The organism is Microbacterium phosphatis, from assembly GCF_049177115.1.
GTDB classification, from domain to species: Bacteria; Actinomycetota; Actinomycetes; order Actinomycetales; family Microbacteriaceae; genus Microbacterium; species Microbacterium phosphatis.
Window position 1 is genome coordinate 760,417 of sequence record NZ_CP185370.1, and the last position, 16,151, is coordinate 776,567.

At 71.7% G+C, this 16,151-nt stretch carries 16 protein-coding genes; 10 read left to right on the forward strand and 6 right to left on the reverse strand.

Features of this window, described 5'->3' with window-relative positions; genetic code table 11:
* Positions 1–41 precede the first annotated feature (41 nt).
* Positions 42–794: an IclR family transcriptional regulator gene (locus tag ACOKGD_RS03565; RefSeq protein ID WP_342336740.1), complete on the forward strand. Its 753-nt coding sequence runs from the start codon at positions 42–44 to the stop codon at positions 792–794.
* Positions 795–894: 100 nt separating this feature from the next.
* Positions 895–2,067, forward strand: a complete 1,173-nt coding sequence (locus ACOKGD_RS03570) for a 4-hydroxybenzoate 3-monooxygenase (RefSeq protein ID WP_342336739.1) — start codon at positions 895–897, stop codon at positions 2,065–2,067.
* Positions 2,068–2,116: 49 nt separating this feature from the next.
* Here ACOKGD_RS03570 and ACOKGD_RS03575 read toward each other — a convergent pair whose 3' ends face one another.
* From ACOKGD_RS03575 to ACOKGD_RS03595, 5 genes are read right to left on the reverse strand one after another with little or no spacing between them, the layout of a single operon-like run.
* The gene (locus tag ACOKGD_RS03575) at positions 2,117–3,358 is read right to left on the reverse strand and encodes a Bcr/CflA family efflux MFS transporter (RefSeq protein ID WP_342336738.1); all 1,242 of its coding nucleotides are present in this window, start codon (positions 3,356–3,358) and stop codon (positions 2,117–2,119) included.
* A complete protein-coding gene (locus tag ACOKGD_RS03580; RefSeq protein ID WP_342336737.1) occupies positions 3,339–4,199 on the reverse strand; it encodes an ABC transporter ATP-binding protein in 861 nt (286 codons plus the stop codon). The genes ACOKGD_RS03575 and ACOKGD_RS03580 overlap by 20 nt, the downstream gene beginning before the upstream one ends.
* A complete protein-coding gene (locus tag ACOKGD_RS03585) occupies positions 4,189–4,965 on the reverse strand; it encodes an ABC transporter permease (RefSeq protein ID WP_342336736.1) in 777 nt (258 codons plus the stop codon). Before ACOKGD_RS03585 ends, ACOKGD_RS03580 begins: the two co-directional genes overlap by 11 nt.
* A complete protein-coding gene (locus tag ACOKGD_RS03590) occupies positions 4,965–5,807 on the reverse strand; it encodes an ABC transporter permease (protein ID WP_342336735.1) in 843 nt (280 codons plus the stop codon). The genes ACOKGD_RS03585 and ACOKGD_RS03590 overlap by 1 nt, the downstream gene beginning before the upstream one ends.
* A gap of 19 nt (positions 5,808–5,826) precedes the next feature.
* Positions 5,827–6,834 (reverse strand): ABC transporter substrate-binding protein, encoded by a 1,008-nt coding sequence (locus ACOKGD_RS03595; RefSeq protein ID WP_342336734.1) that lies wholly within the window; start codon positions 6,832–6,834, stop codon positions 5,827–5,829.
* A 195-nt stretch (positions 6,835–7,029) separates the two neighbouring features.
* Between ACOKGD_RS03595 and ACOKGD_RS03600 the strand changes: the two genes are divergently transcribed.
* The 8 genes from ACOKGD_RS03600 to ACOKGD_RS03635 are packed head-to-tail and all read left to right on the forward strand — an operon-like array spanning position 7,030 to position 15,522.
* Entirely contained in the window at positions 7,030–7,929 is a 900-nt protein-coding gene (locus ACOKGD_RS03600) for a transporter substrate-binding domain-containing protein (protein WP_342336733.1), read from the forward strand.
* Positions 7,930–7,936: 7 nt separating this feature from the next.
* Positions 7,937–8,833, forward strand: coding sequence for an amino acid ABC transporter permease (locus tag ACOKGD_RS03605; RefSeq protein WP_342336732.1), 897 nt, complete (start codon positions 7,937–7,939; stop codon positions 8,831–8,833).
* Positions 8,830–9,663, forward strand: a complete 834-nt coding sequence (locus tag ACOKGD_RS03610) for an amino acid ABC transporter ATP-binding protein (protein ID WP_342336731.1) — start codon at positions 8,830–8,832, stop codon at positions 9,661–9,663. The genes ACOKGD_RS03605 and ACOKGD_RS03610 overlap by 4 nt, the downstream gene beginning before the upstream one ends.
* Positions 9,660–10,793, forward strand: coding sequence for a CapA family protein (locus ACOKGD_RS03615; RefSeq protein WP_342336730.1), 1,134 nt, complete (start codon positions 9,660–9,662; stop codon positions 10,791–10,793). The genes ACOKGD_RS03610 and ACOKGD_RS03615 overlap by 4 nt, the downstream gene beginning before the upstream one ends.
* Positions 10,790–12,025, forward strand: a complete 1,236-nt coding sequence (locus ACOKGD_RS03620) for a CaiB/BaiF CoA transferase family protein (RefSeq protein WP_342336729.1) — start codon at positions 10,790–10,792, stop codon at positions 12,023–12,025. Before ACOKGD_RS03615 ends, ACOKGD_RS03620 begins: the two co-directional genes overlap by 4 nt.
* Positions 12,022–13,092, forward strand: a complete 1,071-nt coding sequence (locus ACOKGD_RS03625; RefSeq protein WP_342336728.1) for a 2-hydroxyacyl-CoA dehydratase family protein — start codon at positions 12,022–12,024, stop codon at positions 13,090–13,092. Before ACOKGD_RS03620 ends, ACOKGD_RS03625 begins: the two co-directional genes overlap by 4 nt.
* A complete protein-coding gene (locus ACOKGD_RS03630) occupies positions 13,089–14,336 on the forward strand; it encodes a 2-hydroxyacyl-CoA dehydratase family protein (protein ID WP_342336726.1) in 1,248 nt (415 codons plus the stop codon). The genes ACOKGD_RS03625 and ACOKGD_RS03630 overlap by 4 nt, the downstream gene beginning before the upstream one ends.
* 7 nt (positions 14,337–14,343) lie before the next feature.
* Positions 14,344–15,522 carry an MFS transporter gene (locus ACOKGD_RS03635; protein WP_342336725.1) on the forward strand — a complete coding sequence of 393 codons (1,179 nt, stop codon included), beginning with the start codon at positions 14,344–14,346 and terminating at the stop codon, positions 15,520–15,522.
* A gap of 3 nt (positions 15,523–15,525) precedes the next feature.
* On the opposite strand, the gene ACOKGD_RS03640 is transcribed toward ACOKGD_RS03635, so the two are convergent.
* A complete protein-coding gene (locus tag ACOKGD_RS03640; RefSeq protein WP_342336724.1) occupies positions 15,526–16,134 on the reverse strand; it encodes a MarR family winged helix-turn-helix transcriptional regulator in 609 nt (202 codons plus the stop codon).
* Between the last annotated feature and the right edge of the window lie 17 nt (positions 16,135–16,151).

The following is a 16,151-nucleotide window of genomic DNA, read 5'->3' on the forward strand; positions in this document are numbered from 1 at the left end:
GCCGCCGACGTCGCGTGACCGGCTTCTGGCAAGGTGAGACGGTGGCCAACTCGCCCTCCGGAGAATCCGTCGCGCAGCGCATCGCGCGGGTCCTCGAGACGTTCGATGCCGACCGCTCGGTGCAGACGGTGTCCGAGATCGCGCGCCGCGCGGGCCTGCCCGGATCAACGGCCCACCGGATGGTGACCGAGCTCGTCGAGACGGGGATGCTCGACCGCGACCGGGACGGGCGCCTCCACCTCGGGATGCACCTGTGGGAGGTGGCTCAGCGCGGGTCGCGAGCCCTGCGCCTGCGTCAGGTCGCCCTGCCGTTTATGGAGGAGGTCCAGCTGCGCCTCCGCGAGCACACGCAGCTGGCGGTGCTCGAACGCGGCGAGGCGCTCTTCCTCGAGCGGCTGTCCCACCCGCACGCGGTGTCGAACATCACGCGGATCGCCGGTCGGCTGCCCCTTCACGCCTCGTCGTCGGGGCTGGTGCTGCTCGCCTTCGGCAGCGAGGAGCTGCGCAAGAAGGCGCTCTCGGCTCCGATGGTCGCCGTGACGGACGAGACGCCCACGGATCCGGCCGCCCTCCGCGAACTGCTCGATCGCGTGCGGCGTGATCGCCTCGTGATCGCGCGGGGCTTCGTCGAACCGGTGTCGACCGGCCTGGCCGTGCCCGTCCATCAGCGCGACCGGGTGGTCGCGGCCCTCTCGGTGATCCTGCCGCGCGATGCGCCCACGGCCGGAGCGGTCGATGAGCTGCGGCGGGCCGCGGCCGGCATCTCGCGAGCGCTCGACGCACCCTTCGAATGAGTTTCCCGTTCAACGGGCATTCGCTCGAGAGCGGGGCGTCGGGCTGACGAGACTCGGGTCATACCCGCCGGAACGGGACGAAGACGTCGAGGGAGACGACATGACCGAGCGCACCGCCGTGGCGATCATCGGAGCCGGCCCCGCGGGGCTGCTGCTCGCGCATCTGCTCGACCGCGAGGGGATCGCGTCGATCGTGCTGGAGTCCCGCACCCGCGAGGAGGTGGAGACGACCATCCGCGCGGGGATCCTCGAGCAGGGGACCGTCGAGATCCTGCGCGACTCGGGGGCGTCCACGCGCGCCTCCGACGAGAGCCGCCGCCACGAGGGGATCGAGCTGCGCTTCGACGGGGAGGGGCACCGGATCGACTTCGCCGCCACGGTCGGGCGCAGCGTCTATCTGTACCCGCAGCACGAGGTGCTGAAGGACCTCATCGCGGCGCGCCTCTCGGCGGGACAGGATCTGCGCTTCGAGGTGAAGGTCACCGCCGTCGCGGACGCCGAGTCGGATCGCCCGCGTGTGATCGCGACAGCCGCGGACGGCGCGCGCATCGAGATCGAGGCGGACGTCGTGGTGGGGGCCGACGGCTCGCGCGGAGTCACCCGCGAGACCGTGACCGGGGCCCACGGCGGCTACTACCGCGAGTACCCCTTCGCCTGGTTCGGGGTGCTGTGCGAGGCCCCGCCCTCGGCCCATGAGCTCATCTACAGCAACTCGCCCGAGGGCTTCGCGCTGATCAGCCAGCGCAGCCCGACCGTGCAGCGTATGTACTTCCAGTGCGAGCCCGACGAGGATCCGGATCGGTTCTCGGAGCGCGAGCTCTGGGACATGCTGCAGGCGCGGGTGCCGGGCACCTCGCTGCACGAGGGGCCCATCTTCCAACGCGACGTGCTGCGCTTCCGGAGCTTCGTGGCGCACACGCTGCGCCGGGGCCGGGTGGTGCTCGTGGGCGATGCCGCGCACACCGTCCCGCCGACGGGCGCGAAGGGCATGAACCTCGCGGTCGCCGATGTCGTGCTGCTCTCGGATGCCCTCCGTGCCCTGCTCACCGAGGGTGACGCGCGGCTGCTGGACGCCTACCCGGAGCGCGCGCTCGGGCGGATCTGGAAAGCCCAGCACTTCTCCTGGTGGATGACGAACATGCTGCACGTCGCCCCGGGCGCGAGCGACTTCGATCGCCGCCGCCAGGTGGGGGAGCTCCGCTCGGTCGTCGAATCCGAGCACGGCCGCGCGTTCCTCGCGGAGGCTTACACGGGGTGGCCGCTGGAGCGGTGAGATGCGAGAGCGGGGGCGCGCCGGGACGGCGCCGCCCCCGCTTCGCGGGCTAACGCCCCTGCGCGGTCGCGGGCGACCGTCCGGCCCGGGCGAGGGCGGCGGCGGCCAGACCCAGAAGCGCCGCGCCGGTCATGCCGGCCGTCACCGGCACCGCGGTGTCGTCGCCCCACAGCCCGCCGAAGGGCGACGCCACCGCACCGAGCGTGAACTGGAACAGCCCGAGGGTCGCCGATCCCGCACCGGCGGCGAAGGCGGCGCGGTCGAGCGTCAGGGCCGACGCGTCGGACATCGTCCCCGCGCAGCCCGCGGTGAACAGGCACACGAGCGGGGTCCACGTGACGAGCCCGAGCGCGCCGGTCAGCGCGAGGACGAGCAGCGCGACGGCCGCACCCAGCGTCGTGAGCTGGGCCGCCCGCAGGGCGCCCGCCGTGCCGAGCTTGCGCACCACGCGCGCGTTGAGCCACGCGCCGAGGACGAAGGAGACCGACCCGGCGGCGAAGGTGAGCGAGTACACCAGGGGGGTCGCACCGAACACGTTCTGCACCACGAACGACGACGAGCCGATGTAGAGGATGAGCGCCGCGTAGCCGATCGCGAAGGCCAGCGCCAGACACACGAACGCGCGGTCGCGGATCAGCCGCCCGAGACTGGCGACGAGGGGACCGATGCGCGCCGGGTGACGGCGCTCGGGCGGGAGCGACTCGGGGATCGCCAGCGCGGCGACGACGAGCATGGCGGTCGCCACCAGTGCGAGCCCGAGCAGCGCCGCCCGCCACCCGCCCCACGAGGTCAGGAGCGCACCCAGCGGGCTGCCGAAGACGGGACCGAGGCCCATCGTCGCGATGAGGATGCTGATGCCCCGCGCCGCCCGCTCGCCGGTGGCGAGGTCGGCCACGATCGCCCGGGCGAGTGCGGCTCCGGCCGACCCGCACACCCCCTGCACAAACCGCAGCGCCACCACCCACTCGAGCGAGGGCGCCGCGGCCGCGGCGAACCCCGCCAGCGCGAACACCGAGAACGCGGTCAGGAGGGTGCGCCGGCGCCCGAGGGCATCCGAGACCGTGCCGATCCCGAACTGTCCGAGCGCCGATCCGACCAGGTATGCCGTCAGCGTCAGCTGCACGGCCGCCGCGGTCGCCCCGAGGTCGGCCCGCAGATCCGGGAAGGCGGGCAGATAGAGGTCGGTCGAGAGCGACCCCGCCATGCCGACGAAGCCGAGCGCGGCGAGGCGACCCCGCGTCAGCCGGTCGCCCGCCCGCGCATCGGCCGCGTCAGCCGAGTCGCGCCTCATCGGGGCGGAAGCCGCGCTTGGCGAGCTGGATCTGCTCGTACACGTGGTGGCGCAGCTCGGTGAACCGGGGCAGCGCCCGCGTCTCGAGCTGGTCGCGCTGATCCGGCAGGTCGATGATGAGGTCCTCCTGGATCACGGTGGGCGAGGAGGACAGGATGATCACGCGCGATCCGAGGTACACCGACTCGTCGATGTCGTGGGTGACGAACAGCACCGTCACGCCCAGGCGCTCGCGGATCGAGCGCACGAGGTCCTCGAGGTCGGCCCTGGTCTGCGCGTCGACGGCGGCGAACGGCTCGTCCATCAGCAGCACCTCGGGCTGGTACGCGATGGCTCGGGCGATCGCCACGCGCTGCTGCATTCCGCCCGACAGCTGCCACGGGTAGGAGCGCGGCACATGAGACAGGCCGACGCTCTCGAGCGCCTCCGCCACGAGCTCGGCCCGCTTCGCCTTGGGCACCCCGGCGTTCTTCAGGGGCAGCTCGACGTTCTCGGCGACGCGCAGCCAGGGGAACAGCGACCTGCCGTACTCCTGGAACACCACGGCCATCTTCTTGGGCGGCCCCGTGACGCGCTTGCCGTCGAGCACGATCTCGCCGCTGGTCGGCTCGAGCAGACCGGCGATGCACTTGAGCAGCGTCGTCTTGCCCGAGCCGGACGGGCCGACGAGACAGGTCAGCTCGTTGCGGCCGAGATCGAAGGTCAGGTCGCGCACCGCCTCGATGTCGCCGCCGTCGGTCTCGTAGACCTTCTTCAGCCCGCGGACCGACAGCAGCGTCTGCTCGGGCGCCAGCGTGCGACCGCGGCCGGTGATCGGCGGGGCGTTGTTCTCAGGAGGCATTCTGGAGATCCTTCAGTCCGTAGTACCAGCGCAGGATGCGGCGCTCGACGAGCTTGAACAGCAGGGAGACGGCGAATCCGATCAGACCCAGCAGCAGGATGCCGCCCCACATCGGGAGCACGGCGAAGCTGCGCTGGAACTGGATGATCGAGAAGCCCAGGCCGGACGACGAGAAGAACATCTCGCTGATGACCATGAGGATGATGCCGACGGGAAGCGCCTGCCGCACCCCCGCCAGGATCTGCGGGGCCGCGGAGGGCAGGATCTGGTAGCGCACGCGGTTCAGGCCGTGGATGCCGTACGAGCGGCTCGTCTCGGTCTGCACCGCGTCCGCCGCGCGCACCCCCTCGACCGTGTTCAGCAGCACGGGCCAGATGGCGCCGACCGCGATGACGGTGACCTTCATGTCGTCGCCGACCCCCATCAGCAGGCCCAGGACGGGGATCAGCACGGGGGGAGGGGTGGCGCGGAAGAACTCGAACACGGGCTCCGTGAAGTCGCGCAGGCCCCGGTTGAGGCCGACGAGCAGCCCGATGAGCGCCCCCAGCACGATGGCCAGCGCCGTTCCGACGGCGAAGCGCGCCAGGCTCGGCAGCACGTCCGTGAAGAACCGGTCGCCCATCCACGTCTCGAAGAACTCGGCCACGAGCGGGCCGGGTTTCGGAACGAAGATGCTGGTGGCGCCGAGGCTCGCGAGCCACCAGATGAGGATCAGCAGGATCGGCAGGCCGAGCGTGTAGGCCGTCGCCACGAGCACGCGGCGCATCAGGCGTCCCCTCGCACCGACTGGTGCCACGACAGCAGGCGGCGCTCGGCGGCCCGGACGCCGACGTTGATGACGACCCCGAGCATGCCCGTCAGCAGCACCAGCGCGTAGGTCGAGGCGTACAGCCCGGCCTCCTTCGACAGGCTGAGCTGGCGGCCGAGCCCCGGGGTGCCGATGACCAGCTCGGCGGTGACGGCGAGGATCAGCGCGACCGCCGCCGCGAGCCGGATGCCCGTGAGCAGGTAGGGGAGCATCGTGGGGAAGACGACATCCCGCACGCGCTGCCACCAGGTGAAGCCGTAGCTGCGCGCGGTGCTCATGGCGACCGAATCGACGTCGGCGACGCCGTAGAGCACCTGGATGAAGATCTGCCAGAACGCGCCGTACGTGATGATCAGCAGGCTCTGCTGCAGCGGCACGGCGAGAGCCAGCACAGCCAGCGGGATCAGGCCCACCGAGGGGATCGGGCGGAGGAACTCGACGGTCGAGCGCGTCGCCCTCGTGAGGAAGGGCGACAGGCCGATCACCACCCCGAGGGGGGCCGCGAGCGCGAGGGCGAGGAGCATCCCGAGCGCCCAGGACAGCACCGTCTGGCCGAGGGCGATCCAGGTCCCCGTGAGCGTCGCGTTCGCGCCGAAGGTGACGAGCACCACCGACGCGGGCGGGAGGTTCGTCGGGTCGACCACGCCGGTGCGGGAGACGAGCTCCCACACCAGCAGGAAGGACACAACGCCGGCGAGCCCGAGCAGCAGGCGGCGCGGCCGCAGGCGCCGCCTGCGGTCGCGCGCCTGCGCGACCGCCACCGTGCGGGTGATCGTGTCGTGCGGGGACAGGGCGGTCATCGGCGAGCGGATCCGTCGCTCAGTCGAGGATGACGGTGTCGAGGTCGGGCGCGCTCTCGAGGAACGTGAACTTCTGCGCCAGATCGCTGAGGTCGGTGATCAGCTGCGGGTCGAGCTCGGCGTCCAGGCGCTCCAGTCGGAGGTTCGCGGCGGCCGCCTCCGGCATGCCGGTGAACTCGGCGATCGTCTGGCCGAAGCCCTCGCGATCGTCGGTGGCGGCCTCGAGCGTCTCCGCGACGGCTGCGCGCCAGTTCTCGACGAGCTCGGTGTCCTCGGCGACGGCGCCCGACGTGAAGGTGACCATCGTCGGCAGGCCGGGGATCGCGTTCTGGTTCGGGTAGCCCACGACGGTGTACTTGTCGGGGTCGGCCAGGGCGATCGAGAGGAACGGCTCGGGGATCCAGACGGCGTCGACGTTGCCGCCGTCGAGCTGGGCGAGGGCGTCGGGGAAGGCGATCTCGATGTACTCGACGGTGCTGGGGTCGCCGCCGTCCTTCTCGACAGACTCGCCGATCGTCAGGTCGCCCTGCGTCTTGACGGCGTTGACCGAGACGCTGCGGCCCGACAGGTCCTTCCAGGACTCGATGCCGTCGTCGGCACGCGCCACGACGGCGTTGATGTCGTCGCCCTCGGCGAGGGAGAAGGAGTAGCCGGAGGCGATGCGGACGTCCACACCCTGGCTCGCGGCGGTGAGCACCGAGAGCGGGTTGCCGACGCCGAAGTCGATCTGGCCGGTGGAGACGGCCGGCAGCATGGCCGCGCCGCCCTGAGCGATCTGGACGGTGACGTCGAGGCCGTGGGCCTCGAAGATGCCCTCGTCGACGCCGTACTGCACGGCCGCCGCGGGGGCGATCGTCAGGAGGCCGACGGTGATGGGCGTGAGCTCGCCGCCGCCCTCTGCGGGGGCGGTGTCGGCGGGCTCGGTCTCGGCCGGGCCGCTGGGCGATCCGGAGCTGCAGGCGGTGAGGGAGAGGAAGCCGACCGCGGCGAGCGCGGTGGCGGACAGCAGGCGGGTGCGGGGGGACATGGTGCTCAGTGACTCCTTTGTGACTGAGACCGCAGGGTGCGGCTGGAATCAGTGAACACCGAATCATTGAGGTAGTCAATGGTTGCCAATCTCACCGAGAAGGGGCAGACTGCACGTGAATATCATCCCGCATGATACTTTTCGGGCCCGCACGACGACGTGCGCCTGCCCCCGCACAACGATGTGGAGATCGCAATGAAGCTCAGCAAGCTCGCTCTGGCGACGGGTGCCGCCGTCTCCGTGCTGCTCCTCGGATCGTGCTCGTCGGCCCCCGCCGACGACGAGAAGGAGAGCGGCGCCGCCACCGAGGCCCCGGTCTACGACCAGCTGCCTCAGGAGATCAAGGACAAGGGCGTGATCACGGTCGCCGGCGACACGCATCCGCCCTACCGCACCATCGAAGAGGGCGGGGAGATCACCGGCATCGACCCCGACATCCAGTCGGCGCTGTCGGAGCAGCTCGGTGTGCCCTTCGAGATCGTCACCTCGTCGGGACTCGACGCGATGCTGTCGGGCATGCTCTCCGGCCGCTACGACGCGTTCAACGGGCCGGTGCGCACGACCCCCGAGCGCGAGGCGGACTTCGACGCGGTCGTATGGATGACGACCCGCACCTCCTATCTGCACCTCTCGGAGCGGGCCGACGAGCTCGGCGATCCCGAGGCGATCTGCGGGGCCCGCGTGGCGGGCGTCACCGGGTCGGTGACCGAGAGCCAGCTCGAGCACTACACCGAATGGTGCGCGGACCAGGATCTCGACGCCCCCGAGTTCATCGGGCTGGAGGACAGCAACTCGACGTTCCTCGCCCTCGGGTCGGATCGCGCCGACTACGCCGGAACCACGCAGACGGCGGCCATCGACCTTCAGGCGGCCGAACCGGGGAAGTACGACTACATCGTCCAGACCGACGAGCAGGGCGCGGGCGTCGACCAGCTCGCCATGTTCCTGCCGAAGGACAGCGGACTCGCCCCCGCGATGCTCGCGGCGTTCCAGGGCATCTTCGACAACGGCGAGTACGAGCGGATCATGTCGGAGTGGAAGCTCACCGACGTCATGGTGGACGAGCCCGTGCTCAACCCGATGACCGAGGGATGACGATCCGATGACCGTCATCGAGGCGCCGACCGTGGACGTGGCCACCGCCCGACCGCGCATCCGGCCCGGCCGCATCGTCGGGGCTCTCGTCCTGCTCGTGATCGGGCTGGGGCTGCTGTGGTTCCTGGCGAGCAACGAGCGGTTCGAATGGGATGTGGTGGGCGCCTACCTGTTCCACCCGACCGTGCTCGTCGGACTCGGGATGAGCTTGCTGCTCACCGTCATCGGCATGGTGCTCGGCTCGCTGCTGGGCACGGCGCTCGCCGCGGGTCAGCTGTCCGACTTCTGGCCGCTGCGCGCGGCGTGTGTCGGCTTCGTCGGCGTGTTCCGCGGCATCCCGCCGCTGGTGCAGCTCATCTTCTGGTTCAACCTCGCGTATCTCCTGCCGCGGATCTCGATCGGGATCCCCTTCGGGCCCGAGCTGATCGGCTGGTCGACCAACGACCTCATCACGCCGCTGACCGCGGCGATCATCGGGCTGTCGCTGCACGAGGCGGCGTACATGGCCGAGATCATCCGCGCGGGCATCCTCTCGGTCGATCAGGGGCAGCGCGATGCGGCCGCCGCCATGGGATTCAGCAGGTGGCGCACGTTCAGCCGCATCGTGCTGCCGCAGGCCATGCGCGTGATCATCCCGCCGAGCGGATCGCAGGTGATCGCTCTGCTCAAGGGGACGTCGCTGGTGAGCGTCATCGCCATGGGCGATCTGCTGCACGCCGTGCAGGTCATCTACAACCGCACCTACGAGGTGGTCCCCATGCTGATCGTCGCCGTGTTCTGGTACCTCGTCGTCGTCACCGCCCTCACCCTGGTGCAGCGCCGGGTCGAGGACCACTTCGGGCGTGGCAGCGCGCGCACCGCACTGCGCAGACCCGCGCGCCGGACCAGGGAGGCCGCCGCATGATCGCCGAGACGTCCGGTCTGATCGTCACCCCGGAGACGATCGACGAGGTGCCCGTGCTCGAGGTCTCCGACGTGCGCAAGCACTTCGGCGACACCACCGCGCTCGATGGCGTCAGCCTCAAGGTCTATGAGGGCGAGGTCGTCGCCATCCTCGGGCCATCCGGCTCGGGCAAGTCCACCCTCGTCCGGTGCATCGACCAGCTCGAGGAGATCGACGGCGGGGCGATGCTCCTGGACGGAGAGCTGCTCGGCTACGAGGAGATCCGGGGCCACCTGCGGCCGATGACGGACGCGGGGCGGCGAGGGCAGCGACGCCGCATGAGCATGGTGTTCCAGCAGTTCAACCTGTTCCCGCATTGGACCGTGCTGCGCAACGTGGCCGAGGCGCCGCACACGGTGCACGGCCTCTCCGCGGCGCAGGCGGAGGCGCGAGCGCGCGAGCTGCTCGAGCGCGTCGGCCTGTCCGACAAGGCCGATGCCTACCCGCGCCAGCTCTCCGGCGGGCAGCAGCAGCGCGTCGCGATCGCCCGGAGCGTGGCCGTCGACCCGCGGATCCTGCTGTTCGACGAGCCCACCAGCGCCCTCGACCCCGAGCTCGTCGACGAGGTGCTGCAGACCATGAAGCGGCTCGCCGCGAGCGGACGCACCATGATCGTCGTGACGCACGAGCTGGAGTTCGCACGGAGCGTCGCGGATCGATGCGTGTTCATGGCCGACGGGCGGGTGGTGGAGGACCGACCCGCGGAGGACTTCTTCGACGACCCGCGGTCGGCGCGGCTGCGCGCCTTCCTCGCGCGCTCGGGGCGCTCATCCGCCGAGGCCGCCGAATGACCCGCGTCCTCGCGACCGGAGACCTCGTGCTGGAGCGCCCCGACAGCGCGCCGCTGCTCGCCGCCGCCGCAGCGGCGCTGGGCGCCGCGGATGTGCTCATCGGGCATCTGGAGGTGCCCCACACGGACGCGACGGTGACGATGTCGACCGACGTGCCCGCGCTGCCCGCGCCGCCCAGCGCCCTCGACGGGGTCGCCGCGGTCGGTTTCGACGTCCTCACCCTCGCGGGGAACCACGTGTTCGACCTCGGCCAGAAGGGGATCGCCGACACCCGCGCGCACTGCCTCACGCGAGGAATGGCCGTCACCGGCGCCGGCGCCGATCTTCGCGAGGCGTGGGAGCCGGCCGTGATCGAACGGGAGGGGCGCCGCATTGTGGTGCTGAGCGTGAACTGCGTCGGTCCCCGCGAATCCTGGGCGGGCAGCGGGAAGCCCGGATGCGCCTACGTGGAGGTGATCACGCACTACGAGCCCCGCGGCGCGAACCCCGGCGGCCCGCCCCGCGTCCACACCTTCGCGGAGCCGCGCACGCTGGGCGTGATGGCCGAGGAGATCCGCAGGCACGCCGTCGACGACGACGTGTCGGTGATCGTCGCCCTGCACAAGGGGCTCGTGCACCAGCCGGTCGACATCGCCGCGTACGAGCACGAGATCGCCCGTGCGGCGATCGACGCGGGCGCGGCCGCCGTCATCGGGCACCACGCCCACATCATGAAGGGGATCGAGGTGCACGCCGGGCGGCCGATCTTCCACGGCCTCGGCAACTTCGCCACGGTGACCCGCGCCCTGTCGGGGGACGGCGACAGCCCCGAGCGCCGTGCCTGGGCGCGCGAGCGCCGGCGCCTGTTCGGCTTCGAGCCCGATCCCGCGATGCCCGACTATCCGTTCCATCCCGACAGCCGGAACACGGCGATCGCCGTGATCGACATCGATTGTTCGGGAACCGTCACGGCCGGTCTGATCCCCTGCCGCATCGACGACGCCGCGCGGCCGGTTCCCGTCGCGCGAGCCGACGGCGGCGATCGCGTCGCTGAGTACATCCGTGACATCACACGCGACGCGGGGCTGTCGACCGCTTTCGACTGGGAGGGCGACCGCCTCACCATCCGCCTCGAGGAGGGACCGAGATGACCACGGCACCACTGGCCGGCAAGACCGTGATCGACTTGACCACGGCTCTGGCCGGGCCGTACGCGACGCTGCTGCTGGCCGGACTCGGCGCGCGGGTCATCAAGGTGGAGAACCCGACCCGGGGCGGCGACTCGTCGCGCGACAACTCGCCCTACGTGACGGCCGACGGGCTGAGTCTGCGCCGCACGTCGCCCGACGACATGTCGGTATCGATGATGTTGCGCGGGCGCGGCAAGGAGTCGGTGACCCTCAACCTCAAGCATCCGGAGAGCCGCGACGTGCTGTTCGATCTGATGCGCGAGGCGGACATCGTGGTCGAGAACTACAGCGCGGGGGTGACGCGTCGCCTCGGCATCGACTACGCGTCGGTCAGGGGCTTGAACGAGAAGCTCGTCTACACGTCCATCAGCGGCTTCGGCGCCACGGGCGATCACGGGGACCGCAAGGCGATGGACACGATCATCCAGGCCCTGAGCGGGGTCATGACCACCGCGGGCGAGCCGGGGGATCCGCCCGTGCGCTTTGGTCTGCCGGTCGGCGACCTCGTGGCGCCGCTGTTCGCGGTCATCGGAACCCTCGCCGCGGTGCTGCAGGCGGAGAAGACGGGCCAGGGGCAGCATGTCGACGTGTCGATGCTCGGCGCGCTGACCTCCCTCGTCGCCTGCGAGCCGTTCGACGCGCTGGAATCGGTGGGCTTTCCACTGCGGACCGGGGCTTACGTGCCGCGCCTGGCGCCGTTCGGCACGTTCCGGGCCGTCGACGGGTGGTTCGCCATCTGCGCGCCGACCGATCAGTTCGCCACCGGCGTGCTGCGGGCGATCGGGCGCGAGGACCTGCTCGACTCGGCCGACTTCGGCACGCGCGATGCGCGGGTCGCGCATGCCGACAGGCTGCACGCGCTCATCGCCGGATGGGCGGCGGAGCGTGAGCTGGGCGAGGTGCTGGGAGCGCTCGACCGACACGGCGCGCCCGCCGCGCCCGTGCGGTCGACCGCCGAGGCGGTGAGAGATCCTCAGGTCACCGGGCGCGCCGAGGTGGTGCCTCTGATTCACCCGAAGTTCGGGCACTTCGAGGGCCTGTACGGATCCGGACTGCCCGTGGTGTTCTCCGACAGCCAGGTCGACCTGTCGCGCCCCGCGCCGGGACTGGGGGAGCACACCGAGACCGTGCTGCGCGCGGTGGGCTACGACGACGACCGTATCGCCGCGCTGCGGCGAGATGGAGTGCTGTGACGCCCCGCGCCCCGATGCTCGGGCCACTGCGGATCGGGGTGATCGGAGCGGACGTCCCCCGTCAGCTGCTGCTCGCCGTGGGCGCGACACCCGTGCGGGTCTTCGGATCGTGGGTGGGGCCGGTGTCCGTCGCCGCGGCCGAGCTCCCGGGCGCGGTGGATGCGGTCGCGGCACGTCTCCTCGACACGCTGCTCGCCGGTGAGCACCGGGACCTCGCCGGGCTTGTGATCTGCAACGACTCGACCGCGCACCTGCGGCTCTTCTACGTGCTGCGCATCCTCGCCGCGCGGGGGAGGGTGCCGTATCCCGTGCACCTGGTCGACGCCCCTCGTGGCGGGGGCCCGGCCCGCGAGCGCTTCGTCGCGCGGCAGTACGAGCGCCTCGCCGCCTTCGTCGTCTCCCTGACCGGCATGCCGCTCGAGCCGGCGGGCCTCGGAGCAGCGGCCGAACGCGAACTCCGCCTCGGAGACGCGCTGGCCCGCCTGCGGGAGCGCCGTCGGTCGGGACGGTGCTCGGGGCCCGCGGCGCTCGTCGCATATCGAGCGGCCGCGACCCTGCCGCCGGAAGACGCGGCAGCTGTCGTCGACGCGGCGGAGGGGGCTGCCGCGGGTGCGCCCGTCTTCGTCACGGGCAGCGCCCACCCCGACGCCGCGGCGTACGAGGAGATCGAGAGGGCCGGGCTTCGTGTGGTGGGGGAGGATCACGACACGGGCGACGCGGCCTGGATCGGCGACGCGGTGCAGGCTGCCGACCCCGATGCGGTGATCCGGCTGCTTGCGACCCGGCACGCCGCGCGTCCACCGCTCGCCGCCCGCTCGCTCGCCGCGGAGCGGGCCGACGAGCTGGGCCGCCGTCTGGACGCGACCGCCGCCTCGGGCGTGATCGCCCTCGCGCGGGAGCTCGACGACGGGCCCGCGTGGGACGTCCCCGCCCAGCGCCGGGTCGCGGAGGCGCGGGGGCTGCCGTTCGTGGCGCGTCTGCGGATCGGTCCGGATGCGGCCCTCGCGGAGGCTCGCGATGCGGCGGGGGCGCTCGTGCGAAGCCTTCCCCGGGGAGTGCTGACATGACCGACCGGCTCGCTGCGGCGGTCGCCGTCACCCGCTACCAGAAGGAGTGGTTCTCGCGGACGGCGGCGCACTCGCGCGCCGGCGAGCAGATCGCGATCGTCAACGCCGACGTGCCTCACGAGGTCCTGCGGGCCCTGGACATCCCGTATGTCGTGACCCAGTGGTGGTCGTCGATCATCGCGGCGAAGCAGGCCGGTCCCGCGGCGATGGAGCGGGTCGCCGCCCGGGGGCTGCCCGACTTCAGCCTGCAGTACGACGCCATGCCGTTGGGCGAGCAGGACCTTCCTCCTGACGCGCGGCCCTGGGGAGGGCTTCCCGCCCCCGCCTTCGCGATCGCCGAGCGCAGCGGCGACGTGACGCAGAAGATCTTCGAGCAGTGGGGCGAGCGACCGGGCACCGAGACCTTCCTGCTCTCGCGGACCGCGGCCGATCCCGTGCCCGAGCGCTGGTGGGAGCTGGTGCCGCATGAGTGGGAGACGGCGTTCGGCACCGACAGGCTCGACCTGCTGCAGGCCGAGATCGAGGAGATGATCGCCTGGCTGGAGCACCGCACCCATCGGCGCCTCGACCGCGAGCGGCTCGCGGAGATCATGCGGCTCGGGAACGAGCACGCCGAGTGGAATCGCCGCACCCGCGATCTGGTGGCGACGGCCCGGCCCACCCCCGTCACCGTGAATGACACGATGCCGGCCGTGATGGTGCCGCAGTGGCATCGCGGCACGCAGTGGGCGGTCGATGCGGCACGCGCGCTCCACGATGAGGTCGCCGATCGGGTGGCCGGCGGCCAGGGGGTGTGCCCCGGGGAACGACGGCGCCTGATGTGGATCGGGCGCGGGCTCTGGTCGGACCTGGCGATGTACCAGCGATTCCAGGACGAGTTCGGCGCGGTCTTCGTCTGGTCGATGTACCTCGCGATCGCCGCCGACGGCTATCAGCGCTTCGGCGACGACCCGGTGCGCGCCCTCGCGGCGCGCTTCGTGGGGATCACCGACCAGCTGTACGTGCCGCCGTGGTCGTCGGATTGGTACCTCAAGGAGGCCCTCAGCCACGATGTCGACGGCGTGGTGCACCTCGTCGCCGACGACACCCCGGGAGGCGGCTTCATCACGGAGGCGCTCGAAGGCGCGGGGATCCCGGTGCTCGAGATCCGCGCGAACAACGCCGACGCGCGGTCCACCGGGGCCGCCCGCATCCCCGAGCGGATCGTGGAGTTCCTCCGCACTCGCGTGCCCGGCCGCGCCTGAGGCGGGCATGGGCGCCTTCGAGCCCCTGCGGCAGCGCGGATTCGCGCTGTTCTTCGCAGGACAGGTCGTCTCGAACGTGGGCACCTGGTTCCAGAATCTCGCCCTGCAGCTCGTTGTGCTCGCCGCGACGGGCAGCGCTCAGGCGCTGAGTGGGGTGACGGTCGGGCAGTTCCTGCCCATCCTCGTCTGGGGTGTGCTCGCGGGACGGCTGGCCGACCGGGTGCGACCGCGCACGATCCTGCTGGTCACGTCCGCGCTGGCCGCGGCGGTCGCGGCGTCCCTCGGGGTCGTCGTCGCGGCCGAGGAGCCCGATCTGATCCTGATCTACGCGGGCGTCGGGGCGCTCGGCACCGTGCAGACCTTCGAGCGCATCGCGGCCCAGACGATCATCTTCGAGCTCGTCGGACCGGCCTCGCTCTCGCGGGCGGTCTCGATCAGCACCATCGCGCTCGCCGCGGCGCGGTCGATCGGGCCCGGGCTCGCGGGCATCGCCTTCGCCCAGCTCGGCGCACCCGCCTGCATGCTCGCGAACGCGGCCTCGTTCGCGCTGGTCGGCATCTCGCTGCTGCTCATCCGTCCGAAGTCCCTGCATCCGCGCCCGGTGGCCGGATCCGAGAGCGTGCGAGCGGGGGACCTGCTGCGGGACCGCTCGGTGTCCACTCTGCTGCTGGTCAACGTGGTCGTGGCGCTGTTCGCGATGAACTTCGGTCTGGTCCTCACCGCGACGGTCGATCTCACGTACGGCGCAGACGCGCAGGCGGTCGGCCTCGCTCACTCGCTCAACGCCGTCGGCGCGGTCGTCGGAGGAGGTCTCGCCGCGATGCTGCCGCGCGTGGGCGTGCGCTCCCTCGTGCCCGCGACTGCCGCCTTCGGGATCGCGCTGCTGCTGACCGCGGGCGCCCCCACGCTGGCGCTGTTCCTGCTTGCGGGCCCCCTGCTGGGGCTGGCGATCGGCTACTACCAGGGCGTGGTGAACTCGGCGGCGCAGTCGTCGGCGCGCCCCGAGGCGATCGGGCGGGTGATGTCGCTCGTGACCCTGGGCAGCTACGGGATGGTGCCCTTCGGGGGACTGCTGATGGGGTGGGTCATCGACGCGTCGTCGGGGCGGATGTCGCTCGCGATCGGCGGTCTGGCGGCTCTGGCGTGCGGCGCGTTCGTCGCGGTGCGTGTGCCGCGCCGGCCGTGATGCTCACTCCTCGGCGTCGTCGGCGGCGATCTCGGGGTCGTCGCCCGCGGAGGCGGCGCGGAGCCGTGCCCGGGCGAGGCGCGAGGGGATGTGCCGGGGGCGGACGGTCGAGAGGCGCCGGCCGATCGCCGCCACCTCGGCCTCGTCATCGCCGAAGTAGCCGCCGGCCAGCGCCTCCGCGCCGCGGTCGAGTACGTCGGCGAGAGGGCCGCGCATCTCGCGGCCGATGAGGGAGCGCAGACGCTCCTCGTGCGCGCGCAGCTCGGCGTGACACTGCTCCAGGACGTCCCAGCCCGGTTCTGTGAGCTGAACGAGGCGGATGCGTCGGTTGGACGGGTGTGCCCCGCGCTCGACGAGACCGAGCTCGATGAGCTCGTTCGACACCGTGTGCGCGGCCTGCGCGCTCACGAACGTGCGCCGCGCGAGTGCCGCGTTCGACAGCGGCAGGCCCTCGCCGAGCACCTGGAGCACAAAGAACTGCGAGAGCGTGACGCCGTGAGCGAGAGCGGTGTTCTCCGCGAAGCGGTTCAGCGCCCGTGCCAGCCGGTATGCGCTGTAGTTGAGCCGCGCCGTCGCCGGTTCGCCTCGCGGATCGCGCGGGATCTCATCCACGCTGAGACTGTATCAAC

Coding starts and splice junctions, on each gene's coding strand:
- ACOKGD_RS03570 (WP_342336739.1), top strand. CDS start 895: ATGACCGAGCGCACCGCCGTGGCGATCATCGGAGCCGGCCCCGCGGGG.
- ACOKGD_RS03575 (WP_342336738.1), bottom strand. CDS start 3,358: ATGAGGCGCGACTCGGCTGACGCGGCCGATGCGCGGGCGGGCGACCGG.
- ACOKGD_RS03580 (WP_342336737.1), bottom strand. CDS start 4,199: ATGCCTCCTGAGAACAACGCCCCGCCGATCACCGGCCGCGGTCGCACG.
- ACOKGD_RS03585 (WP_342336736.1), bottom strand. CDS start 4,965: ATGCGCCGCGTGCTCGTGGCGACGGCCTACACGCTCGGCCTGCCGATC.
- ACOKGD_RS03590 (WP_342336735.1), bottom strand. CDS start 5,807: ATGACCGCCCTGTCCCCGCACGACACGATCACCCGCACGGTGGCGGTC.
- ACOKGD_RS03595 (WP_342336734.1), bottom strand. CDS start 6,834: ATGTCCCCCCGCACCCGCCTGCTGTCCGCCACCGCGCTCGCCGCGGTC.
- ACOKGD_RS03600 (WP_342336733.1), top strand. CDS start 7,030: ATGAAGCTCAGCAAGCTCGCTCTGGCGACGGGTGCCGCCGTCTCCGTG.
- ACOKGD_RS03605 (WP_342336732.1), top strand. CDS start 7,937: ATGACCGTCATCGAGGCGCCGACCGTGGACGTGGCCACCGCCCGACCG.
- ACOKGD_RS03610 (WP_342336731.1), top strand. CDS start 8,830: ATGATCGCCGAGACGTCCGGTCTGATCGTCACCCCGGAGACGATCGAC.
- ACOKGD_RS03615 (WP_342336730.1), top strand. CDS start 9,660: ATGACCCGCGTCCTCGCGACCGGAGACCTCGTGCTGGAGCGCCCCGAC.
- ACOKGD_RS03620 (WP_342336729.1), top strand. CDS start 10,790: ATGACCACGGCACCACTGGCCGGCAAGACCGTGATCGACTTGACCACG.
- ACOKGD_RS03630 (WP_342336726.1), top strand. CDS start 13,089: ATGACCGACCGGCTCGCTGCGGCGGTCGCCGTCACCCGCTACCAGAAG.
- ACOKGD_RS03635 (WP_342336725.1), top strand. CDS start 14,344: ATGGGCGCCTTCGAGCCCCTGCGGCAGCGCGGATTCGCGCTGTTCTTC.